Source organism: Serratia sp. CY56464 (assembly GCF_052168435.1).
In the GTDB taxonomy this organism is placed as follows: domain Bacteria; phylum Pseudomonadota; class Gammaproteobacteria; order Enterobacterales; family Enterobacteriaceae; genus Serratia; species Serratia marcescens.
Genome location: NZ_JBJNMV010000001.1, coordinates 261624 through 286099, shown reverse-complemented (window position 1 = coordinate 286099; position 24476 = coordinate 261624). Strand labels below are relative to the sequence as shown.

Sequence of the window (24476 nt, the reverse complement as noted above, 5' to 3'; positions counted from 1 at the left end):
TACTTTTTCGTCGCCATATTTTTACAATGAAGAAACATCTTACCCGTCACGTTAGCGCAGGCACTGTTGCTAATACCTTGATTTACATCAACCCTAATACAAACCCCCCGCGCTGCTCAGCCAACAGCGCGCCGCGCTACTCGGGGAATATTGGGCGGCACGCTGGCGGATTTTTTTAACAAAAAGCACACAGATGGGAAAACGGCCAATTAATTAGCTTGCGTATATTTAGCAACAAATTTTTCATTGCCGGTTGCTCCCTGAAATGGCAGGGCGCAACCCCGTGACGATGCGGAGCGACACGCCCCGCATCGGGAGAACATCAGGCTGCGCGATCGCGCGGCCGGCTGGCGTAAACATAGAACAGCACCGCCACGATGCTGCACAGCGCCATCGAGGTGACCATTGGCCAAGCGCTTTTGCCCGGCGCCATCGACAGCACCGCCCCCACCAGCGCACCGATGCTGAAGCGCAACGTGCCGGCCAGGGAAGAAGCGGTGCCCGCCATATGCGGAAAATCATCCAGGATCACCGCCATGGCGTTGGAGGAGATCATCGCGATGCACCCCAGATAGACCGCAACGCCGATCACCAGCGCCCAGAATCCCAGGCCCACGGTGCTCACCGCCATCAGCCACAGCCCCATCGCCAGCTGTACCAGCAGCCCCAGCTTGAACATCTTGACCGCACCGAAGCGCCGCACGTTGCGGCTGTTGATCAGCGTCGTCAGGAACAGGAAGACGATGTTCAGCGCAAAATAGTAACCGAAATGCTGCGGCGAAACGTGGTTCAGTTCGATGTAGACGAACGGCCCGGCGCTGAGGAACGAGAACATGCCCGCAAACGAGAAGGCGCTGGCCAACATATAACTCAGCACCCGCTTATGGCGGAACAGCGAACCGAAGTTGCCCAGCGTGGTGCGCAGGTGGAACCGTTGTCGCCGCTCTTTCGGCAACGTCTCCTTGATGAACAAGGCTACCAGCAGCGAACCGATCAGCGCCGCGGCGCCCATGGTCCAGAAGATGGCGTGCCAGCTGAACCACAGCAACAGCGCACCGCCGATCATCGGCGCCAGCAGCGGCGCAATGGTCATCACCAGAATGACGAACGACATCATGCGCGAGAACTCATCCTTGGTGAACATATCGCGCATCAGGGCGTTGATCACCACGCTGGCGGCCGCCGCCGCCAAACCGTGCAGGAAACGCAGCCCGATCAACTGATCGATAGACTGCGCCATGGCACAGGCGCAGCCGGCGATGGCGAAGATCAGCGTTCCCCACAGGATCACCGGCTTGCGGCCGATGCTGTCCGACATCGGCCCATAGAACAGCTGCCCGAAGGCGAAGCCGAGCATATAGGCGCTGAGCGTCATCTGCACGCTGCCGGACTCGACGCCAAACTGGGCGGCGATCACCGGCATGCTGGGCAGGTACATGTCGATGGCCAACGGCATCAACATGGACAACAGGCCCAGAATGAAAATCAAACCGAGATGAGAGGTTCGGTTCTGTTGCACGTTCCACGACTCCTTAATCGGCCGCAATCAATGATCGGTTATCAGTCCTGCAGGTGCGGCGCGCCCACGCTGGCGATCTCTTCTTCCGTCAATGGGCGGTATTCGCCCGGCGCCAGATCGTCATCCAGCGCGATGGCGCCGATGCGCTCGCGGTGCAACGCGATCACCCGGTTGCCGACGGCGGCGAACATCCGCTTCACCTGGTGGTAGCGCCCTTCGCTGATGGTCAGGCGCACCACGTGCTCGTCGACCTGCTCCAGCGTCGCCGGCCGCGTCAGATCTTTCTCGTTGTGCAGTTGCACCCCTTCAGCGAAACGCTGCGCAGTGTCTTCCGCCAACGGGTGCTCCAGCGTGACCAAATAGGTTTTCTCGCAGTGGTGGCGCGGCGACGTGACGCGGTGCGACCATTGACCGTCGTCGGTCATCAGCACCAGCCCGGTGGTGTCGATATCCAGCCGCCCGGCGGCGTGCAGCTTGTACGCGACCGGCTCATCGAGGAAATACAGCACCGTCGGATGATCGGGATCGTCGGTAGAGCAGACGTAGCCCTGCGGTTTGTTGAGCATGAAATAGCGCGGGCCGTTCTGCTGCTGCAGCGGATTGCCGTCGAACGCCACTTCTTGCTCCGGGGTCAGTTTAATCGCCCCGCTCTTCACCACCTCACCGTCCACGGTGACGCGTTTAGCCCGAAGTTCGCGCGCGACCAGCGCACGGCTGATGCCTAACTGCTGAGATAAAAACTTGTCCAATCGCATGGGATCTGCTTTGCCTGTCGTTGTTATGATCGCATTGATCGTATTGCCAAAATATGACGCCCGCCGTTGCACCGGGTGCAAATAGCAGGTTCAGGGGGGAAATCGCGTGGGGGAACAGCGATTGCTGTCACACAAGTATAGCGACACTACGCGTTGCCCGACAGAGGTAATTTTCACGCTTCTCGCACCGCGCGTGCGCAGAAGGCATAATAGTAGAAATTTTTCGGCCGCCCGGGGCGTAAAATGTCGCTGTTTCTGTGGGAACGGAGGCGACAAGATCTGTACCCGGCGGCCCATTCCACTCTACGGCGTTCATTTTATGGCCTTTACCCTACGCCCCTACCAACTGGAAGCGGTCGAAGCCACCATCAACCATTTCCGGCAGCGTCCCGAACCGGCGCTGATCGTGCTGCCGACCGGCGCCGGCAAAAGCCTGGTGATCGCCGAACTGGCGAAGCGCGCCCGTGGGCGGGTGCTGGTGTTGGCGCACGTCAAGGAACTGGTGGCGCAAAACCACGCCAAATACTGCGCCTACGGCCTGGAGGCGGACATCTTCGCCGCCGGCCTGCAACAAAAAGAAAGCGCCGGCAAAGTGGTGTTCGGCAGCGTGCAGTCGGTGGCGCGCAACCTGCCGCTGTTCAACGGCGCCTTTTCGCTGCTGATCGTCGATGAATGCCACCGCATCAGCGATGACGACGACAGCCAGTACCAACAAATCATCCAGCATTTGCAGAAAACCAACCCGCAGCTGCGGCTGCTGGGGTTGACCGCCACGCCCTATCGTCTGGGCAAGGGCTGGATTTACCAGTATCACTACCACGGTTTCACCCGTGGCGACGGCGCCAGCCTGTTTCGCGACTGCATCTATGAGCTGCCGCTGCGCTATATGATTAAGAACGGCTTCCTGGTGCCGCCTGAGCGGCTGGACATGCCGATTGTGCAGTACGATTTCAGCCGGCTGGAGGCCAGAAGCAACGGCCTGTTCAGCGAAGCGGATCTGAACCGCGAGCTGAAGCGGCAAAACCGCGTCACGCCGCACATCATCAGCCAGATTGTGGAATACGCAGAGGATCGCAAAGGCGTGATGATCTTCGCCGCCACCGTCGAACACGCCCGCGAGATCCACGGCCTGCTGCCGAACGGCGAAGCCGCGCTGGTCAGCGCCGAAACGCCCCCCGCCGAGCGCGATGCGCTGATCGAGGCGTTCAAACAGCAGCGGCTGCGCTATCTGGTCAACGTCGCGGTATTGACCACCGGTTTCGACGCGCCGCACGTCGATCTGATCGCGATCCTGCGCCCGACCGAGTCCGTCAGTCTGTATCAGCAGATCGTCGGCCGCGGGCTGCGGCTGGCGCCCGGCAAGGAAGATTGTCTGATCCTCGACTACGCCGGCAACCCGCACGATCTGTTTACGCCGGAGGTCGGCGTCAGCAAGCCGCACGGCGACAGCCAGCCGGTGCAGGTGTTCTGCCCGGCCTGCGGCTTCGCCAATCTGTTCTGGGGCAAGTGCACCGAGAACGGCGACATTATCGAGCACTACGGCCGCCGCTGCCAGGGGTGGCTGGAAGACGACGACGGCCACCGCGAACAGTGCGATTACCGCTTCCGGTTCAAGAGCTGCCCGCACTGCGGCGCGGAGAACGACATCGCCGCACGCCGCTGCCATCAGTGTCAGGAGGTGCTGGTCGATCCCGACGACATGCTGAAGGCGGCGCTGAAGCTGAAAGACGCGTTGGTGCTGCGCTGCGGCGGCATGGAGCTGCAGAGCGGCCGCGATGACAAGGGCGAATGGCTGAAGGCCACCTATTACGACGAGGACGGCACCAGCACCAGCGAGCGTTTCCGCCTGCAGACGCCGGCGCAGCGCAAAGCGTTCGAGATGCTGTTCCTGCGCCCGCACCAGCGCGCGCCGGGCGTGCCGTTCGCCTGGCACACCGCCGCCGATGTGCTGGCGCAACAGCAGGCGCTGCGCCATCCGGATTTCGTGGTGGCGCGCAAACGCGGCCAGTTTTGGCAGGTGCGCGAGAAAGTGTTCGATTATCAAGGCCGTTTCCGCCGCGCCAATCAGTTGGCCTGAGCGAACGGCCCTCAATCTGGGCAGGTTTTCGTTGCCCTGCGGGCGGCTTTCCGTTAAAATGCCGCGCGCTTTACCTGGGCCTGCCCAGCGTTAAAGCGGAATTCCGAACTTGCTACTTGGGTCGCCTGTAGCAGGGTAAATTTTCTTTTAAGAGAAAAAAAAATGTTCACTATCAATGCAGAAGTACGTAAAGACCAGGGTAAAGGTGCGAGCCGCCGCCTGCGTGCAGCAAACAAATTCCCAGCTATCGTTTACGGTGGCAAAGAAGCTGCAGTTTCCATCGAATTGGACCATGATTCTGTTAAGAACATGGAAGCTAAACCAGAATTCTACAGCGAAGCAGTAACTCTGGTTATCGACGGTAAAGAAACCAAAGTTAAGGTTCAGGCTGTACAGCGTCACCCGTTCAAGCCAAAACTGGCTCACATCGACTTCGTTCGCGTTTAATCGCTACGTTTTCGAACCTTTCGGGACGCCGAAATAAAGAACGCCGCAATTGCGGCGTTTTTTATTGTCTGCGATTCGGCACGCTTACTTGCCGCTGCCGGTCCGGCGTTGCAGCTGATCGCGCAGGTTCGGCGGCGTGCCTCTGATGGTCAGCGTGTCGGTGGCCGCATCCCAGAAAATGCGCTCGCCCAGCAGCATGGCGTCGAAATTCAGGCTGATGCCGCCGCCGCTGCCGGCAAATTTGGTCAGTTGGCGCAGCGTGCCGCGATCCGCCGGGAAGCTTTCCTCCAACTCATACCCTTGCTCGCTCGAGAACTGCATGAAGTCTTTCTCGCCGACCGGCGACAGCTCCTGCGACAGGGCCTGCAGTTCAATCTCTTCGCCCGCCTGCAGCTGTTCGTTGCAGTAGCTGTACACCTGTTGGCGCACCGACTGGCGCTCGTTCTTGTCCAACTGCGCATCGGCGCAGTAGTCGTCCACCGCCTGCAGCAGCCCACGGTTTTGCGCCTTGGTGTCCAACCCTTCGGACGCCGCCAGGAAATCCATGAAGAAGTCGGCGACCTTGCGGCCTACGCGCCCGCGCAGGAAGGTCAGATAGCGGGTCGATTCCGGGTTGGTTTCCCATTCGGTCAGATCGATGCGCGCGACGATATCGGCGTTGTTGATGTCCAGATAGTGCGTGGTGTTGATATCCAGCTCTTCGTTGACGCGCATGCTGTTACGGCTGTTCAGCACCGCGATCAGCAAGTACTCCACCGCCAGATAACGGTATTGGCCGAACAGCACCACGCCGCCTTCGGCAAACGGATACTTCGCCAGTTCGTCGCGCAGGCGGCCGGTCGCCGCACGGCTGAAGGCCAGAAAGTCCTTATCGTCCTTGCGGCAAGTGCGCAGCGCTTCCGCCAGCTCGCTGCCTTCGTTGAACAGGCCCAAGGCCTTGCTCTTGGCGCTGTAGACGCGATGCAGTTCCGTCATCATTTCTTCCACCGCCGCGTTGGTGGGAAGCAAGGTATCGCGCAACACCACGTCCAGCGTTTGCTCGTCGCGTTTCACCAATTGGTGCAGAGCGATCTGGTCGATATCCAGACTCATGATAAATCCTCCTGTTCTTTAGGCGCGTATTCAAACACTGAAGACCCCGCCCTGCAATACTAAAAAGCCGCGGCAAACCGGAAAGGCGCTGCGAGGAGCAGCCCCGCCACGGGCGCCCCCTTCCCCAAATGACAGGAAGTGATAAAAGAGCGGAAAATCACTGCCCTATACGGTAAGATAGGGCACTTTGCAGATTACTAAGCGCAATTTTATGCCACAATCATCCCGTTACAGTGACGAACACGTTGAACAACTGCTCTCAGAGCTGGTCAATGTTCTGGAAAAACACCATACCCCCACCGATCTTTCCCTGATGGTGCTGGGCAACATGGTCACTAATTTGATCAACACCAGCGTTGCCCCCGCGCAGCGGAAAACCCTGGCAAGATCGTTCGCGGAAGCCCTGCAGGCTTCTGTCCGTGAAGATAAAGCACATTAATATTGACTTATGGTGACAAACCGTCAGCGTTATCGTGAAAAAGTCTCCCAGATGATCAGCTGGGGGCACTGGTTCGCCTTATTCAACATCCTGCTCGCCCTTGGGCTGGGCAGCCGCTACCTGTTTGTCACCGACTGGCCCGCATCCCTGCTGGGCCGGGTCTATGCCTTTGTCAGCCTGCTGGGGCATTTCAGCTTTATCGTGTTCGCCGGCTATTTGCTGGTGATCTTCCCGCTCACCTTCGTGGTGATGTCGCAGCGGCTGCTGCGATTTATTTCCGCCGCGCTGGCCACCATCGGGCTCACGCTGTTGCTGGTCGACAGCGAAGTGTTCTCCCATTTCCACCTGCACCTCAATCCGGTGGTATGGGATCTGGTGGTCAACCCGGATCAAAGCGAACTGTCGCGTGACTGGCAGCTGATGTTTATCTGCGTGCCGGTGATCTTCCTGGTGGAGATGCTATTCGGCACCTGGAGCTGGCAGAAGCTGCGCAGCCTGAACCGCCGCCGCTTCGGCAAGCCGCTGGCGGCGCTGTTTATCAGCGCCTTTTTCGCGTCGCACCTGATTTATATCTGGGCCGACGCCAACTTCTATCGCCCGATCACCATGCAGCGGGCCAACCTGCCGCTCTCGTACCCGATGACCGCGCGCAAGTTCCTCGAAAAACACGGCCTGCTCGACCAGCAAGAGTATGAGCGCCGTCTGGTGCAACAGGGCAACCCGGAAGCGGTGTCGGTGGAGTATCCGCTCAGCGATCTCAGCTACGGCGATAAAGGCAGCGGCTATAACCTGCTGATGATCGTAGTGGACGGCATTCGCGCCAAAGACGTGGCGCAGGACATGCCAACCCTGACCCGCTTCGCCCAGGAAAACGTGCGTTTCAGCGATCATTACAGTTCGGGCAACCATGCCGATACCGGGCTGTTCGGCCTGTTCTACGGCATTTCCCCGACCTATCTGGACAGCGTGCTCGCCGGCCGCAAGCCGTCAGCACTGATCAATGCGCTCGGCGATCGGGGCTACCAGCTGGGGCTGTTCTCCTCCGATGGCTTCAATGCCAGCCTGTACCGCCAGGCCCTGTTGACCGACTTCTCGCTGCCGACGCCGGCGCCGCAAAGCGACGCCCAGACCACCCAGCAATGGCAGCGTTGGCTGGCAGACCAGGGTAGCAAAGAGCCGTGGTTCTCCTATATCAACTTCAGCGGCGCCGAGCCGACCGAAGGCGACAAAAAATCGGTCCCGGCCGACTTTATTCGGCGCTATCGCGCCGGCGCACAAGATGTGGATACCCAGATAGCCCAGGTGCTGGACACGCTGAAACAGCGCGGCCTGCTGGATAAAACCGTGGTGGTAATCACCGCCGAGCACGGCGTCGAGTTCAACGACAGCGGCAAAGGCCAATGGGGCGCCGGCACCGCCTTCAACCAGGCGCAGCTACAGGTGCCGTTGGTGATCCACTGGCCGGGCACCCCAGCGCAGACCATCAGCAAGCTGACCGGCCATAACGACGTCATGCGCACCTTGATGCAACGCCTGTTGCACGTGAAAACCGCGCCGAAAGACTATTCGCAAGGCGAGGATCTGTTCACCGCCCAGCGCCGCAACAACTGGATCGCCACCGGCGATGGTAACCAGCTGGTGATAACCACGCCGACACAAACGCTGATGCTGGACAACAGCGGTAACTATCGCGTCTACGATCAGAACGGCGAAGAGATAAAGGACGAGAAACCGCAGCTTGCTCTGCTGTTGCAGGTATTGACCGATGTAAAACGCTTTATCGCCAACTAACTGCTTAAAACTAAAGCAATCAAGTGGCGAGGCGCTTGCATTAACATCGGGAATCGGTAGTATGATTTTTCATAGCGTCGGCATGTAGCGCAGCCTGGTAGCGCACCGTCATGGGGTGTCGGGGGTCGGAGGTTCGAATCCTCTCATGCCGACCAAATTTAAGAAAACCTGCTGTAACAGCAGGTTTTTTTTCGTCTGCACGTCGAGAGGATGAGAATCTCCGAAGGAGGTTTGAGCCGAACGTAGTGAGACCACGTTGCTTTAGCAACGGCCCGCAGGGCAAGCATCGAAGATGCGCATAATCCTCTCATGCCGACCAAATTCAAGAAAACCTGCTGTAACAGCAGGTTTTTTTTCGTCTGCACGTCGAGAGGATGAGGGAGCAGCCGCTGCGCCACTGTCTCCCCCAACGATCATTGCGCGCCTCGCTTTCACGACGGCCTTTCGCCTTATCAAGCTCAGGCTGAGATTTTGTCTTGTTGGTTTTCGGGCGCCGCGGCGATGAACGCCGGGAGCTGAGTACAGGCGTCGTAAACCGCCTTACAGCGCGGATACCCGCCCAGATCGCACCCCATCCGCAGGGCATTCGCCCACTGAGGGATCAGGCAGCAATCCGCCAACGTCGGGGTATCGCCAACGCAGAAGGGGCCTGGCGGCCTCTGGAGCAACAGCTGTTCTACGGCGCTCAGCCCTTGGCGGATCCAGTGCGCATACCAGCGTTTTTTCTCTTCATCGCCCACCTTCAGCTCTTCACTCAGGTAGCGTAACACCCGTAGGTTATTGACCGGGTGAATATCACAGGCAATGACATAGACGATTTCCAGTACCCGGCTGCGCGCCGGATCGGCCGCCGGCAACAGCGGCGACTGAGGGAAATGGCGATCCAGCCAGTCGGTAATCGCCAGCGACTGGCTGAGAGACTCGCCGTCGTCCGTGAGCAGCGTCGGCACCAGCCCGACCGGGTTCATGCGCCGATAAGCCAGCTCATTCTGCTGCCCGATGCGAATATTGACCCCCACCGTCTGGTAATGGAGGCCTTTCAGCGCCAGCGCAATGCGCACGCGATAGGAGGCTGAGCTATTAAAAAAACTGTACAGCTTCATCATTCACCTCTGAATCGGCCTCAGACAATCTTCACGGCGATAGGGGTTAGCCCCTCTACATTGCCGGTAATCACATCGCCTTTCACCACCGCGCCTACCCCTTCCGGCGTGCCGGTAAAAATCAGATCGCCGGGCTGCAGCTCAAAAAAGCCGGACAGATAGCTGATGGTTTCATTCACCGACCAGATCAGATGGCGGATATCGCTGCGCTGGCGATCGCTGCCGTTGACCTGCAGCCAGATAGGCGCGTTGTTCACGTCTGCGCTGTCGCCGGCTTTATGCAATGGCGCGATGGGCGCAGAAAGATCGAACGACTTGCCGATTTCCCATGGGCGCCCCATCTGACGCATGTCCATCTGCCGATCGCGGCGGGTCATGTCCAGGCCTGTGGCATATCCCCAAATGTATTCATGCGCCTTTTCCAGCGGAATATCGCTCCCCCGTTTACCAATCGCCACCACCAGTTCGATTTCGTAGTGATAGTTGTCGGTTTGCGACGGATACGGCAACGCCAGCGTTTCGCCGGCCGCCACCGGCACCACCGCATCGGCAGGCTTGCAGAAGAAAAACGGCGGCTCACGATCCGGGTCAAAGCCCATTTCGCGGGCATGCGCGGCATAGTTGCGCCCGACGCAGTAGACACGGTGCACGGGAAACTGTTTATCACTCCCCACGACAGGAACCGTCACGGGGGCTTGCGGTGCAAATACGTATTGCGTCATTTTGTCTCTCCCAAATTAATAACGTGCTTCACGGAACAGTCCCAGGGCTTCCTGAACCGGCCGGTCCGAAAAACTGAATAACACGGTGTCTTCGTCCGCCTGGAACGACACGTCGAACCAGGTCGGCGCCACGAAGATATCTTTTGCCGAAAAGTGAAGGGTTTCGCTGCCGATGCTGACCTGACCGCGCCCTTCCACCACGTGATAAATGGTGCTGTCCGTGGTTCGCGCTTTCCGTGAGGAAAAGCCTTTCGGCAGCAGCTGCAGGAAGGCGCCCATCGAGGGCATGGGGTAGCCGCCGGTCACCGGGTTGGCGTAGCGCATCTTGTACCCTTCCCATTCGTCGGCGTCCCCCATGCGGGTGAGGTCATGCAGCGCTTCCCGGCTGCGATCGTAGCGGTAGTTGAAAATGGGCGATGAGTTGCCTTTCTGGTGGCGCAGCGGCAGCATATTGGCCGCATAGCGCGGTAAATAATCCCCCTCCTGGCGCGTCACGGGCTGCTGCTCTTGCGGATAGTCTTCCGCGAAACCGCAACCCAGCAGGTTCACCAGCGGCAAATCCAGCCCGTCCAGCCATACCACCGGCTCCTCGCCGGGATTACCGTGATCGTGCCAGCGCCACTGCGGCGTCAAAATGAAGTCGCCTTCATGCATTTGCGTACGTTCGCCGTCAACGGCGGTAAATGCCCCTTTCCCTTCGACGATAAACCGCAATGCCGACTGATTATGGCGATGACTCGGCGCGACTTCGCCCGGCATGATCAACTGCAATCCGGCATACAGCGTCGGGGTAATGGAGGACTGTCCGCGCAGCATCGGGTTTTCCAGCACCAGCACGCGGCGAACCGCCTCTTTGGCGCCAATCAACTCGCCGCTGGCCAGCAGATGCGGGCGAATCGCCTGATAGTTCCAGTAAGCCGGGGCGCAGTTTGCATTCGGCGTCGGCGGCACCAAATGGTGCAGCGACTCCCACAATGGGGTCAGGTTCTGCCCTGAAATATGCCGGTAGAACTGCTGGCGGCTGGGATTAACATCCTGATTGCGTTCAGGCATAGGGATTCTCCTTTTCATTCACGACGCTGCGCGAGGCAACGTATCAGGGGCTGGGGCAGACTGGCGAACGACAGCCGTCAGCAGCATTAACATCACCGTACTGATCGCCGCCGGCACGGCAATAATGAAAAATAGCGTATCGAATGAGAAATTCATCGCCATCATCACGCCGCCGGCAAGCGAGCCGACAATCGCGCCGCAGCGGCCAATGGCATTGGACCAGCTGACGCCGGTCGCCCGGCTTTGCGTCGGATAGAGCGTGGCGGTCAAGGCATTCAGCCCAACCTGCGAACCGCTGATGCCGATGCCGGTGCCGAAGATCGCCAGCGCCATCGGCCATAGGCCGTTCTCGCTCAGGCCAATCATGGCGATACAGACGGCGCCTAAGGCGTAGCTCACCGCCAAGACCCGGAAGGGATTGTATTTGTCCATCAACGCGCCCAGCCCCAGCGCCCCCACCGTGCCCCCCATCTGGAAAGCGGCGGTCACCCAGGAGGCATGCTGCAGATCAATACCGCGGTGGTTAAGCAGCGTCGGCAACCAACTGGAGAGCAGGTAGATGATCAGCATGCTCATAAAAAAAACCGCCCAGAGCATGAGGGTGATACGCAACTGGCGGCCGGCAAACAGCGGGCTGATGCTGCCTTTGGCCGCCGTGGCGGCTTCGCTCAGATAAAAATGGGTTTCTTCATCGCACTCTCGGGTGATGGCGCTGACCGTTTTGGCAATCACCTTGTGTGGCAGTTGGCGGCGAACCTGCCAGCGCGGGGATTCCGGCAGGGCAAACAGCAGCACCACAAAGAGCATCAGCGGCAAAACGCCACCGAGCACCAAAATGCCGTGCCACCCCATCACCGGCACCAGTTGGGCGCTGACGATCCCGCCCAAGGCTGAACCGAGCGTGAAACCGCAGAACATCAGCGTGACCAGCGCGCCACGGCGGCGAGCGGGCAGATATTCAGAGGTCATCGTGATGGTGTTCGGCATCGCGCCCCCCAACCCCAGGCCGGTGAGAAAACGCAAAACGACTAGCGTTGACAGATCGGGGGAGAAGGCCGAAATCAGGCTCAGCGCGCCAAACAGCGCCACGCAAAGCTCGATGACACGCTTGCGGCCAAAGCGATCAGCAAGCGGGCCGCAAAGCAGTGCACCCGCTGTCAACCCCAGCAGCCCCGCGCCAAACAGCGGCGCCAGTTCACCGGCGGTCAGTTGCCACTGGGCGCGGATGTCGGGTGCGATGAAACCAATGGCGGCGGTGTCAAAACCATCCAGCATCACCACCAAAAAGCAGCAGATGATAACGCGCCACTGCGTCTTACCGATGGGAGCAGCATCGATCAGAGCTTGTAAATCACGCCATTGAGTCATAGTGAGCGCCTCGGTGCGGGTAGGGAGATGTCTGTCTTGTTTTAGGTATGTTACGAATTTGTATCCTTAGCGATAAAATGTACAATGGCTTTTCAGGCGGAGACATAACCGGAGGGTTATAGCAAATGGCGAACTGGGCGCAGAAAATGAAACTTCACCATCTGCAAATGTTGGTGGCGTTGGGCGAGCAGGGAAATCTGACCCACGTTGCCCGGATGATGAACATCTCCCAACCCGCTCTGTCAAAATGGTTGTCACAGCTCGAAGATGAGATTGGGATCACGCTGTTTGAGCGGCATAGCAAAGGGCTGCGCCCCTCCGAGGGGGGGAAATTGCTGCTTCAGCATGCGCAGCGTTTGATCAATGATCTGGAGCGTTCGCAGTCTGAAATCGCCCGCTTTAAGCAAGGCGGGCTGGTGGGAAGCCTGAAAATCGGCTGTTCGCCGGTCGCCACCGACTGCGTTTCGCAGGCCATATTGAGCCTGCTGCAAGAAATGCCAACGCTGCATCTCAATATTGAGGAAAAGGTGATGACCCCGCTGCTGCACGATCTGCTCGCGGGCGCGGTGGACGTCGTCGTGGGTCGCGTTGGCGGGCGGGCGCTGCAACTGCCGCTCAACTATCAAGTGCTCTACACCGAACCGGTATGCTTTGTTGCCCGCCCTCACCATCCGCTGGCAAAATCCGCCTCCCTCACCTGGCACGATCTCACCCACTGGCGCTGGATTGTCTGGCCGACCGGCACGCCCATCCGCCTCAGCATTGATAATGCGCTGGCGGATAACGGCGTGATGCTGCCCGAAAACACGGTTGAATCGGCATCCATGAACGTCAGTACCAACCTGCTGCAAAGCAGCGATATGATCTCCATTCTTTCCCTACGGCTGGCGCAGCGTTATGCCAGCCAGGGGCAGTTGGCGATCCTGAATCTGCCGAAGATAGAGCAGAAAGGCAGCGTGGGCGTCTTCTGGCGCAACAGCGAACCGCCTTTTGCCGCGCTGAGCCGCTTTTTGCAGCTGCTGACGCAGGCTTAACACCCCTCACCTGCAGCCACAGCAGATTTACGGCTGCGCCTACGCGGAAAGCTTGACGATGGTCGCAGGGATCCCCTGACGCACCGCCGCACCGGTCACCCAATCCAGCCAGGTATTCGGCACTTCGCGCGTCGGATCGGCAAAGCCCAAATCGTTGAGGTTGATGCCGGCGGCGATGCGCTCATCCATCGCCAGCGGTTCGCCGTCCAGGTAGTGCTGACTGGCCCCCATCTCCCGGTGGCCGTAGCCGTGTTCCACCGCGATCACGCCGGGCATCACGCCCGCCAGTAAACTGATCTGCGCCTCGCGGCTGCCGCCCGGCGTGCTGATGCGCACCCGGTCGCCGTGTTGAATGCCGAAACGCGCCCCGTCTGCCGGATTCAGCGCCACCAGGTTCACCGACTTCACGTCGTGCAGGCGCCGGATCACCGCGGTGGAGCTGCTCATCACGTTGGATTTGAAGGACATCAGGCGCAGTGGCCACTGCCGTTCAGGGTAGAGCGCTTCCACCGCGCGGCCGTCCGACAAACGCGCCGGATAGCAGGTGGGGCAGCCGCTGAAACGCTCGCCGGTGATCGCATGCCGGTGTTTCGCCACTTCCGCATTCCAGATCTGCAGCGGTTTCTCCCAGCGGTTGCCCACGCTGCCGTCGCGGCGGCCGCTGTCATGATCCGCGAATCGGCCGCCGCGGCTGTAAATAAACGCCACGCGGTCGATTTCATCGGCGCGCAGCGTCTGCGCAAGCTGCGGCAACAAGCGATCGACGCCGCTCAGCGTCAGTTCGTCCGCCCTCGCGGCCGGCACCGGCGCCTTGCCGGCAAACGCCACGTTGGCGGCGGCGCGCAGATAATAATCCTCGGCGCGGTTGAGCGGCAGCTGCCCGCCCTGACCGTCGCCGATAGCGCGATCGCCGAACCCCGGCAGCGCCAGGCGTTTAGCGACGGCGATGCAAAACGCCTCCATGGAAATCGGTTGCCCTTGCGCCGTTTTCGCGGTCGCCGGCGTCACTATCGGCCAGCGCGCGGTAGTGGCCTTGCTGGCGACGCCGCCCCAGGGGGCGCTGAACCCCCAGCTCTCAAAATTATGGGTGTCCGGGACGATATAGTCGGCCAGCGCCGTCGTTTCGTTGATAAACGCATCGATGGCGATAAACAGCGGCAAACGCGCCGGATCTTTCAATCGTTCCTCCGCCACGCCGCGCAACCCGGCGATACCGTACAAGGGGTTGGTCATGTTCGAGATCCAGGCTTTCAGCCCGTACGGATACCCCGCCAACGCCGATGTCAGCAGTTCGGTCAGTTGCCCGGCGACGAACGGATACCAGGGCGCCCTGGCCGGCCAGGGGGAAACGCCCGCCGCCACTTTTTCGCGGTATTCGTCAGAGGTTTCATAGGCGGCCTTGCTGCGCGCGATATTCAGCCCCTTTGGTTTTACCAGGCCGGGAAACTCGACCAGGTTATAGCGCGGCCCCTCGGCGAAGCCATTGAATTTACCGCCGCCAACGAACACGCCCCCCGCCAGGCTCAGGTTGCCGATCAGCACGTTAAGCATCATCACCGACCAGGTATTGTAAAACCCGTTCGCCGCCATCATCCCGCCATGGGCGATCACCGCCGCCTTGCGCCCGTGGGCGGTAAAAGCCTCGGCCAGTGCCGCGATGCGTGCCACCGGCACGCCGCATTGCCGGCTGTACGCCTCCGGCGACAGCTTATCGGCGGCCTCTTTCAAACACTGGAAGCCGCTTTTCACCCCCACCTGCGCGCCATCGTGCAGCGTCACCGTACGGCTTACCCACAGCTCTGCGCTGTCGCACGTCTCGGCCGCCACCAGCTCACCCGCGCCGTTGACCACCAGCGGCGACGCCGACCCGGCGCCGTTCAGATCGGCCAACGTCAAATGCTGCCCCGCGCGCGGATGCTCGCTCTCGGCGATCACCAGATGCGTGGCGTTGGTCCAGCTCTTCTCGCCGGCGCGTTGCATGGCGGCCTCCGACGGGATGGCGAGATAAGCGGCCTGATAACGCCGGTTGTCGAGGATCCAACGGATCATCGCCATCGCCAGCGCCGAGTCGGTGCCCGGCAATATCGGGATCCAATGGCCATGATCGTCCGCCAACGTGGTGGTCAGCGGCAGCGCCGGCGCCACCACCGCATAACGGAACTCGCTGCGCAATCTGGCGCTGGCCAGTTGCCGAGCCTGGCGCTTGAACGGGTTGCCGGACTGCGCCGGCGAAGTCCCCATAAACAGTGCGAATTCGACCTGTTCCCAGTCGGGTTTCACATGCGGGTTCTTGTCCAGATCGTTCATCAACGCGCCGGAACCGGCACGGTAGGCCAGCCCGCAGTAAGCGCCGTGCGCGCCGAAGTTTTTGCTGCCGAAACTGTTCTGGGCAAAGCGCCGCAGGAAGCTATCGCGCCCGTCGTCACCGGCGTTGGTCACCAATAGCTGGTTGGCTTTCGGCCCCAGCCCCGGCCGTCGGGCATCGATCGGCGTCTCCAGATCGCGGATCGCCCGCAGGCCGTCCACATGCCCCTCGCCGAACAGATCGCCGCCTTCCACCACGTCGGCGATCAACTGCTCAAAGCTGATGCGTTGCCACTTGCCCTCGCCGCGCTTGCCGACGCGCTTCATCGGCTCCAGCACGCGCAGCGGGCTGTAAAGCCCCTCCAGCAACGTGGCGCCGCGCGCGCAGGCGGTGGAGCGGGCGTCGAGGCCGCTTTCGCCGCCCAGCTGCGCCAACGCGTCCTGCAGCGGCAACGCAGAGTCGACGTGCCGTTCCTGAGACAGCGGATGGTACGGGTTGCCGGCAATGCGCAATACCCGGTCGGTCTGCCTGTCCACCCGTACCCGCACGCCGCATTGCGTCCAGCAACCGAAACATTGGGTCATCGAGATGGCCTGCTGCGGATTGCCTTGCCACTCCGGCATTGCCCGTCCTTCGGGCGGCAGGGAGTTGCCGTTGATACGATCCAGAGTCACCCGCCCTGAAGTGCCGTGAATCAAGCCGTCAATCGCCCGTTTGGCGACTTCGCGATAGCTCAGGCCGAAAGCGGACAATCCGCCGAAGGCCAGGCCCACTTTCAACCACTGACGCCGGGTGAATTTAGCCATGTTGTTTTCTCCGCAGTAAAAACGCCTGTGCTTCACGCACCATGATCATTAACGCCAGCCACAACCCGAAGGTGCCGACGATCGCCAGCAAACCGTCGGTGCCGAGCGGCAGGCTATAAGGGGAGTTAGACGCGTTGTATTTCGGAATGGTTTGTACCTCGATCAACAGCGTCCAGCGCATCAGCCAGCTCAGCCCCAGTGCGCCGGCCACCAGCAGCGGCGCGCCGCCGCGCGGCAAGCGCCGATAGCCGGTCCAGGCGGCGCAGGCCAGCGTCAGCCCCCACAGCGCAATCCATCCCGCGGCGTACCGGCGCGCCATCGCCTGCGTCTGCAGCCAGTGGCGTACCGCCGCGCCGGATAACGTATCGCCGCATCCCCACAGCAGGATCGCCCCGCCAAGCAGCAGCAACGTCAGCAACATCGCACGCGCCAGCGGCGCTTGCAGATCGGGCCGTTCGCGCAATGTCAGCAGCAGCAAAGCCAAGAGCGCCGGCAGCGCGCTGAGGAACATCACGATCGGAAATCCGTAGCTGAACCAGATTGGGCGGGCGCGCACGATGGAAACCTCTCGCCCGGTGTACAACAGCAGGCCAATAGCCACCAGCGCGCAGGCGGTCGCGATCCCACGCAGCAGCGCAACCGGTCTGCCCGTCAGCCGCGTAAATTCAATCGCGATAAACCACAGGCCGATCAGCAGGGTAAACAGCGGCAAGAACAGCGCGCCCCACGGCATCCACGACCAGGGCGTCGGGTAGGCGTAGAAATGCCAAAAGCGGGCGGTTTGATGCAGGTCGGCGGTCAACGCCAGCGGCGCGGTGATGGCGCACGTCAGCCCGATAAACAGCGCCGCGCGCTCCAGGCGTGCGGCGTTGTCCCCTCCGCGCCAGCGCCACACGCAGGCCAGCAGCGCGGCGCAGGCGGCGATGCCGATAAAGAAGAAATATTGCACGGCCCACGGCAGCCAGCTCACCGCCTGCGGCTGGCTCAGCACTTCTGCGATCATCAGTTGGCGGCTCATTGTCCCTCCCCCCATAAGGCGACCTGCGCCCGACCCGGCAGCGGCGTGACAAAGGCGTCATCCAGCCCCAGATAAAACACGTGGGGCACGGTTTGGTTCTCCGGCTTGAGGACCTTGATCTCGGCCTCGTGGCGCCGCAGCAGCTTGCTCAGCGTGCTGTGCGGATCGCGCATATCGCCGATGATCCGCGCCCCACCCACGCACGACTCCACGCACGCCGGCAGCAATCCCGCTTCCAGCCGGTGCGCGCAGAAGGTGCATTTGTCCGCCGTTTGGGTGGCGTGATTGATAAAACGGGCATCGTACGGGCAGGCCTGCACGCAATAGGCGCAACCCACGCAGCGTTTGTTGTCGACCACCACGATCCCGTCCTCGCGCTGGAAGGTGGCCTGTACCGGGCATACCGGCACGCAGGGCGGGTTGTCGCAGTGGTTGCACAGCCTGGGCAGCAGCACGTTGGTCGCGACGGATTCGCCTTCGAGGCTGACCTGGTACTGGTTTACCGTGGTGCGGAACTCACCGTGCGGCGTCTGGTTTTCAATGGCGCAGCTCACGGTACAAGCCTGGCACCCTACGCAGCGCCGCAGATCGATCAGCATCGCGTAACGGCGGCTCGCATCCCCCTCGCGCCGCGTCGGCGCTAACGTCAGCCCGGCCTCCGCCACGGGGATCAGCGAAGCCCCCGCCGTCAACACGCCCAGCCGCTGTAAAAACTGCCGTTTACCGAAATCCATGCGCCTCTCCCACGTCCTGGGCATCACCCCGATCACGCTATTGATGCCCGTTAGATGAATAAACAATGTCGATGATTTACAGTGTAAAAATGACATTGGGCTCAGCTCTATTGTGGTTAACCACATACCGAACCTAACGTTGATCTAAAACAAGTGACGGCAGGCAGATTGCCCATCAGGAGGGGCTGTGAGGGTCGTGTTATTACTGCTGTTCAGTCTCGGCTGGGGTATGGCGGCACAGGCGGGAGAGTGGTCGGTCGGCGTGCTGGCGATGCGCGGCGATGCGGCGACCGCGCGTGACTGGCAGCCGCTGATCGACAGTCTCAACGGCAGCTTCGGCGGTGAACGCTTCCGCCTGCAGCCGCTCGATCTGGCGCAGATGCGCGAAGCGGTCAATCGGGGCAGCGTGCAGTTCGTGGTCACTAATCCGGCGCAGTTCGTGCAGTTGAACAACCACTATCATCTGCGCTGGCTGGCGTCGTTGCGCGCCGCCAACGGCGATCGGGCAACGGGTAACATCATCGGCAGCGTGATTTTGGTGCGGCGCGACAGCGGCATTACGACGCCGCAGGCGCTGATGGGCAAAACGGTGGGCGCCATCGATCCGCAGGCCTTCGGCGGCTATCTGACCGGTTATAAGGCGCTCAGCGACGCCGGCATACGGCCCGAGCGCGATTTTCACCTGCGCTTTACCGGTTTTCCTGCCGATGCCCTGCTCTATCTGCTGCGCGAGCGCGCCATTCAGGCCGCCATCGTTCCCGTCTGTTTGCTGGAGAAAATGGATCGGGAAGGCCTGATCAACCCGGCGGATTTTCGCCCGCTGTTGCAACGGCCCACATCGGTTCCCTGCGTCACCAGCACGCCGCTTTACCCCAACTGGTCGTTCGCCGCCCTGCCCGGTCTGGATAACTCACTGGTGGATGCGGTGGCAAGAGCCTTGCTGACCGCCCCACCGCAATCTCCCTTCCTGTGGGGCGCCCCGGCCTCGACCAGCGAGGTGGAAGCCTTGCTGCGCGCCGTCAACCAACACCCGGAACAGCGGCGGCTGTGGCTGGACATCAAGAGCTGGCTGATCCAGCATCAGACGGCCGTCGGCCTGTCGCTGGCGGTGCTGGCGCTGTTGATCGTCAACCATATCTGGATCGCGCTGCTGGTACGCCGGCGCGGGCGGCAGTTGCTTCATGCCGGAGAGCAACTGCGGCGACAGGAGCAGGCGCTGGAGAATGCCAGACAGCTGAACGTATTGGGGGAAATGGCCTCCGGCTTCGCACACGAGCTCAATCAACCGCTGGCGGCTATTCGCCACTATGCGCAGGGGTGCCTGATCCAACTGCGCAAAACGGACGCCGGGCACCCGCTGCTGACGCCGCTGGAAAATATCGACCGGCAGGCGCAGCGCGGCGGCGAGACGATTCATAACCTGCGCCAGTGGGTCCAGTCCCCCAGCGAGAAGGGAGACAGAGCGAGCTGGCGCCCCATCGCGGTGAGCGAAACCGCCGAGCGGGTGTGGACACTGCTGCGCCTGACGCAGCGCTATCCCGACCTGACGTTGTTCAACAATGTGGCACCTTCGCTGACGCTAATCCTGCCGCCGGCGCTGCTGGAACAGCTGCTGGCGAACCTGCTGCTGAATGCGGCGCAGGCCGGGGCCAACGCCGTCTGGCTTTCCGCCGTCCAGAGCGAACGGGCGATCGAGTTGCATCTGCAGGACAACGCGGGTGGGATGAGTGCGGCCGGGCTGGAACAGGCTTTTCGCCCCTTCAACACCACCAAAACCGGCGGCATGGGGCTGGGGTTGGCCATTTGCCGGCGCCTGGCCCGCTATGGCGGCGGCGAGATCCTGCTGGCTAACCGCCTCGCCCCCGACAGCCGCAAGGGGCTGTGCGTAACCCTGCATTTCATATTGAACGATGAGGAAAACCATGTCGCTAATTCATCTGGTGGATGATGACGTCGCCGTCACCGACGCCTGCCATTTTTTGCTGACCAGCCTCGGCCACGACGTGCAATGCTGGAATGACAGCGCCGGCTTTTTGGCGCAGGCCGATCTGTTTCAGACCGGGATCGTCTTGCTGGACATGCGGATGCCGATACTCGATGGGCATCAGGCCTACGCTGAGCTGCGCCGCCGTGGCAGCACGCTGGCGGTGGTGTTCCTGTCCGGCCATGGCGACGTGCCGATGGCGGTGGAGCAGATGAAGTACGGCGCGGTGGATTTCCTGCAAAAACCGATCGCCGCTGAACCGCTGATCGCCGCCCTCGAACGGGCGCAGCAAGTCTCGGCCAAAGCCTGGCGACGCCATGAAACTTGCGGCCGTTACCGCACGCTCACGCCGAAAGAACGCGACATCGCGCAGTTGGTGGTGCGAGGCATGATGAACAGAGAAATGGCGGAACGGTTGAATATCGCCCTGCGCACCGTAGAGGTCCACCGGGCAAAAGTGATGGAGAAAATGCAGGCCGCCAGCCTGGCGGAATTGGTGATTCAGCTGCAGGTTTTACCGCACGCCGCGCAAGAATGATCGCATCAGGCAAAATTCCGCGCGCCCTCTTGCCAACCGGTCTTCCTCAGGCCAGAATACTGTACATTAAATCAGTGTTTACAGGTGAGTCATGTTTGTAGAATTGGTGTACGACAAACGCAACGTCGCTGGGCTGCCCAACGCCGCCGAGATTATTCGCAACGAGCTGGAAAAACGCGTGCATGCGCTGTTTCCGGAAGCTGACGTGCGCGTAAAACCGATGCAGGCCAACGGCCTGAACTCCGACGCCAGCAAAAGCGATCGTGAGAAGCTGAACCGAATGTTGGAAGAGATGTTCGAAGAAGCGGATCAGTGGCTGGTCACTGATATTTGACGGGCAGCAACGCTATTGACTCCCACTCAGCGGGAACCTTGCCGGGCAGAACGGGCAGCGTGTTTGCCCGAGCCTCTCGGTGATAATGCCGGCGCCGATGCAATAGGCGGCCAATAACCTACTGCACCGGCATTTACCTGGCATCCACTTTATTTATGAAACCGCGTTGGTTTCCGATGACACGTCATCGTTTGATACCAGCGCGTCCGGCGGCAACACCTCCACCTCTTCACGCGCCGGCATGGCGAGGCGCAGATCGATCCAGCGCCCTTCAGGAATATCCATCGCTTCGCCGGCCACGACCGTCGCGGTATCGATGTCAAAACGGCGTTTGCTGATTTTCACCGTAATAACGCCGTCGCTGTCGGTGGCGGTTTCTACAAAGCACAGGCGGTTGCCGTTCACGTCCTGCGGTACTTCGATGGTCCAGCCCTCCTTTGCCAACCCCAGCGAACCACTCAACTGATAAACGCCGGTGGAGATTCGCTCTGCGCTCACCCCCGTCGCCTCACCGTTAACGGCGACACAGCCGGCCAGCGCAAAGCCGCCGTCCAGATAGTCAGCCTGCATATGCTCGGGCGCCGCGGACAATCTCGCGATCGGCGAGGCTTTCTTGATAAAACCGTTGCCGTCAACCGTGGTGTTGGCTTCTGACCACATCCAAACCCAGGGGGTAAACGCGGTGCCATTCCAGCTGCGCACGGCAATTTTTCCCGTCTGTGCAGCACTCACGCCATAGCCGTAACAGGTTTGCACCGTTCGATAGCTGTCGTCGGTTCCCGCCTGCGTCACCGCCCATGAGCGCGTATCGAGGAAATATGTGCCAACGTCTTTGAAGGGGTTGCCAATGGGATCCGTGCTCACATAACCGCGCCGGCTTTGCATTTGCGCATTGAAGTTGCCTTTACTCGCCGCCGTCACGCCTTTACTCAACCCCCAGTCCTTCAGGTTTGGAATGTCTGCGACAGTGGGTTGATCGGACGAGCTGAATAACCGCGACCACGTGATGGTCGAAGGCAATGCGGTAGAGGAACTCCCCACCCAGGCCTGCCGCGAAACCGATGTGGCAAAATACGCGCACGACGGTCCGCCATCCACCGGCAGCGTTAATAGCCCCCCAGACACATTGCCCGGCCGATTGGCCGTCGCCACCGTGTAGCGCTGAATGGAAGATTTATTATCCTTCGCGAATGCATCCTCAGTATGAACCGGCCCGATCCCAAAACCGGCGATAGCAGATTGGGCGACCGTGGCATATTCGGGCAACGCCTGGGATTGCGAGAACGAAACGCCCGTACGCATATCAACTTTCATCACCCCGACCGGTTCCACCGATTGTTTTACCGCCTTATGCTCCCAGCGCAGGCCGGCAGCGTTCGCGTAGGTGATTTGCTCAACCGTATACCAGCAATTGAGTGAAAATGCATTAATTTTCAAATAGATATCATAATTATCTCGGCTAGATTCAATAACCTGAATATCCAAGATCGCCGTTCCGGTATCGTTAATAAAGGTGCCACCGATACGGTTGACCTTGTTGGTCGAATCGCTGGCGCTCTGATTGCCCGTTCTCAACATCAGACGTGACATGCCCGCGTTATAAGTAAAACCGTTAAAACCATTTGAACCATAAAAATTGAGGGCGACGCCTACGCCATTTTGCCCCGCATTTTTAAACTGCCCCAGCAGGAACCAGGCAGAGGTACTGGTATTGTTCTCCGGCAGCTTAAAGCGCACATTATCAAAGGCGGTCACCACCTGAGCGGCGCTCTTCGCCGCATTTTGCTCGCTCACTTTTGCCGCAGCAGCAGAGGAAGAAGCCTTGTCGGCGGACGCTGCCGCTTCAGCACGCAGACGATCGACGGTCTGCACAATCTCCGGCGTGATATCGCTTTCCCCTGGCCGACGCAGGAAATCATTGAGCGTGCCGGGCAGCGAATCGTTATAAACCTCGATAGCCCCCACTCGCTCCGGCTGCGCGCCATACACCGAGATGATGACCTCGTAAGCGCCCGGCTCCACGGGTAGGGAATATTTACCGCTATCATCCGTCACTGATTGTGATTTAGCCAAGCTCAGGACCGTTGACGAAGTTCTGACTGCGCGCAGGGTAATGGTTACGCCGGAGCGAGGATCGCCGTAAGGGCCTTTTAATATGCCGCTGATTAATGTCATTGTACTTTCTCCATAAGTTCTTTGATTAATTCATCCTGGCGATCGATTCTATCCAGAGCCTGATTCAATGCGGCCAGGGCCACATATCCCAGCGTTGAATAATCGACGGATTTTACTTTTTCGATATTTCTACCATCTTTTAATGTGATAGATCCGCCATCACTGATTAATAACGGCATCGTCTTTTCAATTTCCTGAGCAATTCCACCTATCTGTGGCTTGCCATCACGATTGAAAGAATAAAGCTTCAAGCCTCGAACAAGGGAAATAGGATCATTAATAACTTCAATGTCAGTTTTTATTCGAAGATCGGACCCGGTCACCCAACTTCCTGTCATGTTATTAATGTTCCCGCTAGCCAACCAGCGAGCCTCATGCCAATTCCCGACATAGTCCTGATATGAAATATACCCATAGTCTTCAATGCCAATCTCGCGACGTAACGCCATGACCATCGCGGTTTTCAAACCGTTTTGCTTCAGCGTTGATAAAAAAGTCCCTCCTGTTACTTGCCCAGCCATGGCGGTCGATGTGCGATGACAGATGACTGAGGGAGATTCATTATTTCCCCCATCAGCAATGAGTCCTTTAGGAGAAAAAATTGTATCATCAAATGTCGTTGACTTACGGAAGCGTGAATATCCCCCAACGTCAAGGTTTGCCGTTTGCCCTGTCACCAAAGAACCCTGTAAAGACAGTGAACCTTTAATTTCCTGGGCAGCGCTAATCGTCTTGTCTAACTTATTATTGAGTGAAGCTGAAATATTATTCCAGGCCGGGCCGCTATAGGTGCTGCCATCCGGCAACTTAACGGTAATATTTCCGGTATTGCTGAAGACCTGCTGCCAGTTCTCTTTATCGAGGTTCAGCCCACGCAGGGCTTTGGCCGTCTCAGCGGCCAGTTGGGCGGTGATGACGTTCATCGCGTCGCGCGGAACGGCATACCATGCTGCGCCCGCCTGCGTTGGACCATCATAGGCTTTAATCAGCGTGGCCTGCGTGGCGTTATCAACGGTTTTCACCGGCAGCGTATAGGTGACGCCGCCGACCACGCTCACGATGAAATCACCGGATTTTAATTCGGTATTAAAGGCCGTTCCGGTACCTTTTACTATTATGGAATTACTCGTTAGGGTGAGAGTGCCTGCTGGCATAAGTATCCTCCTGAATTAGCCTGATAAA

The 24476-nt window shown here is 59.9% G+C and carries 20 protein-coding genes, 1 tRNA gene and 1 other RNA gene; 10 read left to right on the top strand and 12 right to left on the bottom strand.

Features of this window, described 5'->3' with window-relative positions:
- Nucleotides 1-322: 322 nt before the first annotated feature.
- Nucleotides 323-1519 carry a Bcr/CflA family multidrug efflux MFS transporter gene (locus tag ACJ8KE_RS01410; protein WP_015378537.1) on the bottom strand — a complete coding sequence of 399 codons (1197 nt, stop codon included), beginning with the start codon at nt 1517-1519 and terminating at the stop codon, nt 323-325.
- A 41-nt stretch (nt 1520-1560) separates the two neighbouring features.
- Nucleotides 1561-2274: a 16S rRNA pseudouridine(516) synthase RsuA gene (gene rsuA, locus ACJ8KE_RS01405; RefSeq protein ID WP_016926969.1), complete on the bottom strand. Its 714-nt coding sequence runs from the start codon at nt 2272-2274 to the stop codon at nt 1561-1563.
- 319 nt (nt 2275-2593) lie between these two features.
- Here rsuA and ACJ8KE_RS01400 point away from each other — a divergent pair, with 319 nt between their 5' ends.
- A complete protein-coding gene (locus tag ACJ8KE_RS01400) occupies nt 2594-4351 on the top strand; it encodes a DEAD/DEAH box helicase (protein WP_049300470.1) in 1758 nt (585 codons plus the stop codon).
- Between the two features lie 162 nt (nt 4352-4513).
- On the top strand, nt 4514-4798 hold the full coding sequence (rplY, locus tag ACJ8KE_RS01395) for a 50S ribosomal protein L25 (protein ID WP_004935776.1): 285 nt from the start codon (nt 4514-4516) through the stop codon (nt 4796-4798).
- A gap of 84 nt (nt 4799-4882) precedes the next feature.
- Here the strand turns inward: rplY and yejK are convergent, their stop codons facing one another.
- Nucleotides 4883-5890, bottom strand: coding sequence for a nucleoid-associated protein YejK (gene yejK, locus ACJ8KE_RS01390; RefSeq protein WP_004935779.1), 1008 nt, complete (start codon nt 5888-5890; stop codon nt 4883-4885).
- 211 nt (nt 5891-6101) lie between these two features.
- Here yejK and ACJ8KE_RS01385 point away from each other — a divergent pair, with 211 nt between their 5' ends.
- The 4 genes from ACJ8KE_RS01385 to ACJ8KE_RS01370 all read left to right on the top strand — a co-directional run bounded on the left by ACJ8KE_RS01385 (nt 6102) and on the right by ACJ8KE_RS01370 (nt 8439).
- The gene (locus ACJ8KE_RS01385; RefSeq protein ID WP_004935782.1) at nt 6102-6329 is read left to right on the top strand and encodes a YejL family protein; all 228 of its coding nucleotides are present in this window, start codon (nt 6102-6104) and stop codon (nt 6327-6329) included.
- 9 nt (nt 6330-6338) lie between these two features.
- Entirely contained in the window at nt 6339-8120 is a 1782-nt protein-coding gene (gene yejM / locus ACJ8KE_RS01380; protein WP_442517062.1) for an LPS biosynthesis-modulating metalloenzyme YejM, read from the top strand.
- Between the two features lie 78 nt (nt 8121-8198).
- A tRNA-Pro gene (locus ACJ8KE_RS01375) sits at nt 8199-8275 on the top strand.
- A gap of 34 nt (nt 8276-8309) precedes the next feature.
- Nucleotides 8310-8439, top strand: a non-coding RNA gene (locus ACJ8KE_RS01370) — RtT sRNA.
- Between the two features lie 139 nt (nt 8440-8578).
- Here ACJ8KE_RS01370 and maiA read toward each other — a convergent pair.
- Genes maiA through mhbT form a run of 4 tightly spaced genes read right to left on the bottom strand, consistent with a single transcriptional unit; the run spans nt 8579 to nt 12366 of the window.
- Entirely contained in the window at nt 8579-9223 is a 645-nt protein-coding gene (gene maiA, locus ACJ8KE_RS01365) for a maleylacetoacetate isomerase (protein WP_079452254.1), read from the bottom strand.
- A gap of 20 nt (nt 9224-9243) precedes the next feature.
- Nucleotides 9244-9945 carry a fumarylacetoacetate hydrolase family protein gene (locus tag ACJ8KE_RS01360; RefSeq protein ID WP_306376879.1) on the bottom strand — a complete coding sequence of 234 codons (702 nt, stop codon included), beginning with the start codon at nt 9943-9945 and terminating at the stop codon, nt 9244-9246.
- Between the two features lie 15 nt (nt 9946-9960).
- The gene (gene gtdA, locus ACJ8KE_RS01355; RefSeq protein ID WP_016926963.1) at nt 9961-10998 is read right to left on the bottom strand and encodes a gentisate 1,2-dioxygenase; all 1038 of its coding nucleotides are present in this window, start codon (nt 10996-10998) and stop codon (nt 9961-9963) included.
- A gap of 18 nt (nt 10999-11016) precedes the next feature.
- Complete coding sequence (mhbT, locus tag ACJ8KE_RS01350; protein ID WP_033639827.1) at nt 11017-12366, bottom strand: 3-hydroxybenzoate transporter MhbT; 1350 nt, start codon at nt 12364-12366, stop codon at nt 11017-11019.
- A 125-nt stretch (nt 12367-12491) separates the two neighbouring features.
- On the opposite strand from mhbT, the gene ACJ8KE_RS01345 reads away from it, so the two are divergent.
- Nucleotides 12492-13400 carry a LysR family transcriptional regulator gene (locus tag ACJ8KE_RS01345; protein WP_033639826.1) on the top strand — a complete coding sequence of 303 codons (909 nt, stop codon included), beginning with the start codon at nt 12492-12494 and terminating at the stop codon, nt 13398-13400.
- Between the two features lie 39 nt (nt 13401-13439).
- Here ACJ8KE_RS01345 and ttrA read toward each other — a convergent pair whose 3' ends face one another.
- Genes ttrA through ttrB form a run of 3 tightly spaced genes read right to left on the bottom strand, consistent with a single transcriptional unit; the run spans nt 13440 to nt 18263 of the window.
- Nucleotides 13440-16511 carry a tetrathionate reductase subunit TtrA gene (gene ttrA / locus ACJ8KE_RS01340; RefSeq protein WP_079450271.1) on the bottom strand — a complete coding sequence of 1024 codons (3072 nt, stop codon included), beginning with the start codon at nt 16509-16511 and terminating at the stop codon, nt 13440-13442.
- Nucleotides 16504-17529 carry a tetrathionate reductase subunit TtrC gene (gene ttrC, locus ACJ8KE_RS01335; protein ID WP_442517061.1) on the bottom strand — a complete coding sequence of 342 codons (1026 nt, stop codon included), beginning with the start codon at nt 17527-17529 and terminating at the stop codon, nt 16504-16506. Before ttrC ends, ttrA begins: the two co-directional genes overlap by 8 nt.
- Nucleotides 17526-18263 carry a tetrathionate reductase subunit TtrB gene (gene ttrB / locus ACJ8KE_RS01330; RefSeq protein WP_016926958.1) on the bottom strand — a complete coding sequence of 246 codons (738 nt, stop codon included), beginning with the start codon at nt 18261-18263 and terminating at the stop codon, nt 17526-17528. Before ttrB ends, ttrC begins: the two co-directional genes overlap by 4 nt.
- 229 nt (nt 18264-18492) lie before the next feature.
- Here ttrB and ttrS point away from each other — a divergent pair, with 229 nt between their 5' ends.
- The 3 genes from ttrS to ACJ8KE_RS01315 all read left to right on the top strand — a co-directional run bounded on the left by ttrS (nt 18493) and on the right by ACJ8KE_RS01315 (nt 21119).
- Entirely contained in the window at nt 18493-20211 is a 1719-nt protein-coding gene (gene ttrS / locus ACJ8KE_RS01325; RefSeq protein WP_306377025.1) for a tetrathionate respiration histidine kinase TtrS, read from the top strand.
- Nucleotides 20186-20785: a tetrathionate respiration response regulator TtrR gene (gene ttrR / locus ACJ8KE_RS01320; RefSeq protein ID WP_016926956.1), complete on the top strand. Its 600-nt coding sequence runs from the start codon at nt 20186-20188 to the stop codon at nt 20783-20785. Before ttrS ends, ttrR begins: the two co-directional genes overlap by 26 nt.
- A 91-nt stretch (nt 20786-20876) precedes the next feature.
- Nucleotides 20877-21119 carry a DinI family protein gene (locus ACJ8KE_RS01315; protein ID WP_004935803.1) on the top strand — a complete coding sequence of 81 codons (243 nt, stop codon included), beginning with the start codon at nt 20877-20879 and terminating at the stop codon, nt 21117-21119.
- Between the two features lie 153 nt (nt 21120-21272).
- Here ACJ8KE_RS01315 and ACJ8KE_RS01310 read toward each other — a convergent pair whose 3' ends face one another.
- Nucleotides 21273-23294 carry a phage tail fiber protein gene (locus tag ACJ8KE_RS01310; protein ID WP_116403474.1) on the bottom strand — a complete coding sequence of 674 codons (2022 nt, stop codon included), beginning with the start codon at nt 23292-23294 and terminating at the stop codon, nt 21273-21275.
- On the bottom strand, nt 23291-24448 hold the full coding sequence (locus tag ACJ8KE_RS01305; protein ID WP_049300463.1) for a tail fiber domain-containing protein: 1158 nt from the start codon (nt 24446-24448) through the stop codon (nt 23291-23293). The genes ACJ8KE_RS01310 and ACJ8KE_RS01305 overlap by 4 nt, the downstream gene beginning before the upstream one ends.
- Nucleotides 24449-24476: the final 28 nt, after the last annotated feature.

Excerpts from the sequence above, each read along its gene's own strand:
- rplY (WP_004935776.1), top strand. The coding sequence starts at position 4,514 with ATGTTCACTATCAATGCAGAAGTACGTAAAGACCAGGGTAAAGGTGCG.
- ACJ8KE_RS01305 (WP_049300463.1), bottom strand. The coding sequence starts at position 24,448 with ATGCCAGCAGGCACTCTCACCCTAACGAGTAATTCCATAATAGTAAAA.
- ACJ8KE_RS01400 (WP_049300470.1), top strand. The coding sequence starts at position 2,594 with ATGGCCTTTACCCTACGCCCCTACCAACTGGAAGCGGTCGAAGCCACC.
- ttrA (WP_079450271.1), bottom strand. The coding sequence starts at position 16,511 with ATGGCTAAATTCACCCGGCGTCAGTGGTTGAAAGTGGGCCTGGCCTTC.
- mhbT (WP_033639827.1), bottom strand. The coding sequence starts at position 12,366 with ATGACTCAATGGCGTGATTTACAAGCTCTGATCGATGCTGCTCCCATC.
- ttrC (WP_442517061.1), bottom strand. The coding sequence starts at position 17,529 with ATGAGCCGCCAACTGATGATCGCAGAAGTGCTGAGCCAGCCGCAGGCG.
- ttrB (WP_016926958.1), bottom strand. The coding sequence starts at position 18,263 with ATGGATTTCGGTAAACGGCAGTTTTTACAGCGGCTGGGCGTGTTGACG.
- ACJ8KE_RS01360 (WP_306376879.1), bottom strand. The coding sequence starts at position 9,945 with ATGACGCAATACGTATTTGCACCGCAAGCCCCCGTGACGGTTCCTGTC.
- ACJ8KE_RS01385 (WP_004935782.1), top strand. The coding sequence starts at position 6,102 with ATGCCACAATCATCCCGTTACAGTGACGAACACGTTGAACAACTGCTC.
- rsuA (WP_016926969.1), bottom strand. The coding sequence starts at position 2,274 with ATGCGATTGGACAAGTTTTTATCTCAGCAGTTAGGCATCAGCCGTGCG.
- gtdA (WP_016926963.1), bottom strand. The coding sequence starts at position 10,998 with ATGCCTGAACGCAATCAGGATGTTAATCCCAGCCGCCAGCAGTTCTAC.
- yejK (WP_004935779.1), bottom strand. The coding sequence starts at position 5,890 with ATGAGTCTGGATATCGACCAGATCGCTCTGCACCAATTGGTGAAACGC.
- ttrS (WP_306377025.1), top strand. The coding sequence starts at position 18,493 with ATGGCGGCACAGGCGGGAGAGTGGTCGGTCGGCGTGCTGGCGATGCGC.
- yejM (WP_442517062.1), top strand. The coding sequence starts at position 6,339 with ATGGTGACAAACCGTCAGCGTTATCGTGAAAAAGTCTCCCAGATGATC.
- ACJ8KE_RS01310 (WP_116403474.1), bottom strand. The coding sequence starts at position 23,294 with ATGACATTAATCAGCGGCATATTAAAAGGCCCTTACGGCGATCCTCGC.
- ACJ8KE_RS01345 (WP_033639826.1), top strand. The coding sequence starts at position 12,492 with ATGGCGAACTGGGCGCAGAAAATGAAACTTCACCATCTGCAAATGTTG.
- maiA (WP_079452254.1), bottom strand. The coding sequence starts at position 9,223 with ATGAAGCTGTACAGTTTTTTTAATAGCTCAGCCTCCTATCGCGTGCGC.
- ttrR (WP_016926956.1), top strand. The coding sequence starts at position 20,186 with ATGTCGCTAATTCATCTGGTGGATGATGACGTCGCCGTCACCGACGCC.
- ACJ8KE_RS01315 (WP_004935803.1), top strand. The coding sequence starts at position 20,877 with ATGTTTGTAGAATTGGTGTACGACAAACGCAACGTCGCTGGGCTGCCC.